Annotated in this window: 4 protein-coding genes; 3 read left to right on the top strand and 1 reads right to left on the bottom strand. The window is 33.6% G+C overall.

Features of this window, described 5'->3' with window-relative positions:
- The coding region (locus GHT08_RS21770; RefSeq protein WP_163583485.1) for an N-acetylmuramoyl-L-alanine amidase at nucleotides 1-654 on the top strand (654 nt) is incomplete at its 5' end.
- A gap of 91 nt (nucleotides 655-745) precedes the next feature.
- Here GHT08_RS21770 and GHT08_RS21765 read toward each other — a convergent pair.
- Nucleotides 746-943 carry a helix-turn-helix domain-containing protein gene (locus GHT08_RS21765; RefSeq protein ID WP_163583484.1) on the bottom strand — a complete coding sequence of 66 codons (198 nt, stop codon included), beginning with the start codon at nucleotides 941-943 and terminating at the stop codon, nucleotides 746-748.
- A gap of 306 nt (nucleotides 944-1249) precedes the next feature.
- Here GHT08_RS21765 and GHT08_RS21760 point away from each other — a divergent pair, with 306 nt between their 5' ends.
- Together GHT08_RS21760 and GHT08_RS21755 are read left to right on the top strand one after the other, a co-directional pair.
- Nucleotides 1250-2392: an FtsK/SpoIIIE domain-containing protein gene (locus tag GHT08_RS21760; protein ID WP_163583483.1), complete on the top strand. Its 1143-nt coding sequence runs from the start codon at nucleotides 1250-1252 to the stop codon at nucleotides 2390-2392.
- Nucleotides 2334-2921 (top strand): replication-relaxation family protein, encoded by a 588-nt coding sequence (locus GHT08_RS21755; protein WP_163583482.1) that lies wholly within the window; start codon nucleotides 2334-2336, stop codon nucleotides 2919-2921. The genes GHT08_RS21760 and GHT08_RS21755 overlap by 59 nt, the downstream gene beginning before the upstream one ends.
- Nucleotides 2922-2957: the final 36 nt, after the last annotated feature.

Raw genomic sequence — 2957 nt, 5'->3', positions numbered from 1 at the left:
GCAGATTATTTAGTATCTGTTCATATTAATGGCGGTGGTGGTCGTGGTTACGAGGATTTCATCTATAATGGCGGTGTATCTGAAGCTACTAAAGCTAACCAAAATATCATGAATGCCGAATTGATCAATGCTACAGGATTTGATAATCGCGGTAAAAAACAAGCTAACTTCCATATGGTACGTGAATCAAGAATGCCAGCAATCCTAACAGAGAGCGGATTTATTGACGATTCCAAAGATGCCAGAAACCTTAAATCTAATTCATTCTTAGATAAGGTAGCGCAAGGCCATGTGAATGGTTTAGTGAAAATCTTTGGATTAAAGAAAACTAGTAATAATAGTTCAAACAGCAAAAAGAAACCATCTAAGAATAAAAGTATTGATCAACTAGCACAAGAGGTGATTGCTGGAAAGTACGGTACAGGCGCATCACGTAAAAAGGCATTAGGTAGCCAATATGATGCAGTACAAAAACGTGTTAATGAAATCCTTTTAGGCGATAAACCTAAGTCAAGTGGTAAATCTATTAACCAAATGGCTACCGAAGTTATTCAAGGTAAGCACGGTAATGGTCATGCTAACAGAAGGAAGTCTTTAGGTATCAGTCAATCTGAGTATGAAAAAGTTCGATCAGAGGTAAATAGACGGTTGTAGTTACAAGTTGCGAATACAATATAATCTATGTAGTTAAAGCCCAGGCGTGGAAAACCTGGGCTTTTTTATCATTGCTCGTTCTTAATATAGCCTAATCGCTATCTTTTTCGTATAAATCATCCACTTTACAATCTAACAATTCAGCTAATTCAAACAGTTTCTTAACAGATGGCATGCTAACATTATTTATCCATCTGGATAGGACAGTTTGACTTACTCCAATCTTTTCAGCTACATATTTCTTCTTATATCCACGATGTTCAATCCAATAACCAATTCTTGACCTCATCATCATCACCTTTTATATACATTCAACATTTATACTTTGAATTCCTTTATATATTTAATTCAATTTACTTTGTATTTTTAGTTCAACAAACAAGCTTCCTTAGCATATGCTTTATTAAACACATTCACTCAAAAGGCTCAAGCAAAAATCGCTTTCGCTTTTTCGTTTATACGCTCCAGAAATCATTGCTTGTGTATAATATTTAAATAGTTGATATTACAACATTGGAATATTCATTTTATACTTCATACCTAGAATATAGAAATGTATATACAAATGTATATACAAATGAAGGGAGGTTTCAATATGTTAGTTGAAGCAAGTATCTGGTTAGGTATTAGTGCTTTTTTGCACTATTCGTTCTTCCGTAATAAATCAGATCGAGAAAAAATTGACTTGGTATTCGAGAATATTAAGTATGGATTTAAAGAACAGATGCCATTTCATATAAGGACCATAAAATCGGATAATCACACAACCTACATTTATCATTTACCGTATGGCCTTATCGATGACCCGAAACTAGAAACTATCCTGCATAAAACATTGAATAAGCCAGTTACAATAAAAATGCAAAAGAAACTATTTATTAATGTTTATGATGAAGAACTGAAAAGTAAGTATGATTATTATTTTCAAGATTCAAATACTTGGACCTTACCCATCGGTTTTACACTTGGCAATAAAAATGTTTATCATGATTTTGATCAAGTACCGCATATGACAGTTTCCGGAATGACTAGGCAAGGGAAAACTGTACTGCTGAAATTAATCTTGGCACATCTTAGTTACAATCATCCTGAAGATGTAGAATTCTACATTGTTGATCTTAAAGGTGGATTAGAATTTTCTAGGTATCAAAAATTGAGACAGGTCAAAGAAGTGGCGAGCAATGTTGATGAAGCCTATAAATTACTGCAGCAAATAAACAAGAATATAAAATCGGATATGCAGCACTTCAAATCGAAAGGGTATTCGAATATATTGGATACTTCAATAAACAAACGTACCTTTGTCATTGTAGATGAAGCAGCAGAACTTACACCAGCTGCACACCATTCAAAAGAAGAGAAAAATAAATTTAGGTATTGCCAACAAGTTTTAAGTGAGGTTTGTCGTGTTGCTGGAGCACTTGGTTACCGTAATATATTCTGCACACAGTATCCTACTGCAGACACGTTACCACGGCAAATCAAACAAAATAGTGATGCGAAAATAAGTTTTAGATTACCAACTGAAATTGCATCAAGAGTTGCAATAGATGAACAGGGAGCAGAAGAGTTAACTGTACCAGGTAGAGCTATCTATAGGACACATGACAAACAAATCATACAGGTACCCTTTATTTCAGATAAAGATATCTTAAATAAATTGAGGAGGTATGAACTTAATGAAACATCAAGAAAAAAGAAAGTTAAGAGAAGAGAAGATTTTGTTACGTTTGGATGATTTGAATTTTGCTACACGAGAACAGCTTCAGGTATTAGAACAATTAGGCGGTGACCGCAATGCACACCGGATATTGCACAGAATGGAAAAGGAAAAGTTACTCGCTGCTGTACGATACGAAAAGAAAATATATTATCTATCCAATAGAGGTAAAGAACGAGTTGGATCTAATCAGAGGAAATTAAAACGTGACAAGATAAAACACACATTAATGAGAAATGATTTATATATTAAATTAGGTATGCCAAATGACTGGAGAAAAGAGGTTCCAGTTAAATATGGAGAGAATACTTTAATTCCTGACGCTATGTTTAAAAAGAATGGTATATATTGCTTTGTGGAGATCGACAATGTACAGACAATGAAAACTAATTACGAAAAGATAAAAAAATATAAAGAATTATCCAGAATAATTGCTAAGCAATATAAACATGTACCAAAGGTAATTTGGTATACATCATCTGGTACCAGGAGAGAAAAACTTAAAGAAGCTTGTGTTCAAAACGGTTTGAAGTTTGAAATTTATTAACTATATTTGAGGGGTGTCTAGTATAACCTTAGGAGA

It is taken from the genome of Gracilibacillus saliphilus (assembly GCF_010994085.1).
Classification (GTDB): domain Bacteria; phylum Bacillota; class Bacilli; order Bacillales; family Amphibacillaceae; genus Gracilibacillus; species Gracilibacillus lacisalsi.
This window is presented reverse-complemented; position numbering and strand designations above follow the sequence as displayed.